The sequence below is a fragment of the Citrobacter sp. TBCS-15 genome, assembly GCF_005280815.1.
GTDB classification, from domain to species: Bacteria; Pseudomonadota; Gammaproteobacteria; order Enterobacterales; family Enterobacteriaceae; genus Citrobacter; species Citrobacter werkmanii.
The window spans coordinates 1-286 of record NZ_SZWK01000231.1 but is presented as its reverse complement, the minus strand read 5'-3'; the positions used below and the strand labels follow the sequence as shown (position 1 = coordinate 286).

Genomic DNA, 286 nt, shown 5'->3' with positions numbered 1-286 from the left:
TGCCACGATCATATAAGATTTCTTGAACTTCACGATAGCTAAGGTTATAACGAAGATAGTAGCCCACGGCTACAATAATCACATCCTGCTGAAATTGCTTTCCTTTAAAATGATTCATCGTCATTCCTCCTGCTATCTTTTTCTATTATTCTACCTTATTTGATAGTAGATTTAAAACTTTGCAACAGAACCTAGAGGGCTAACAGCGATAGGAACACCGATTAATTCCAACTTATCTAGCCAGCCACTTGGAATACTTTCTGGATACAGTAAAAACGTGAAATAT

At 36.4% G+C, this 286-nt stretch carries 1 protein-coding gene and 1 pseudogene; both read right to left on the bottom strand.

Translation table 11 applies throughout. The features are described 5' to 3' along the window. Nucleotides 1–118 (bottom strand): annotated as a pseudogene (locus tag FDW96_RS12820) (IS6 family transposase); the annotation flags it as partial. Between the two features lie 53 nt (nt 119–171). After that, nucleotides 172–286 (bottom strand): Rep family protein (locus tag FDW96_RS12815; RefSeq protein WP_256376117.1); only part of this gene is annotated, 115 nt, incomplete at its 5' end.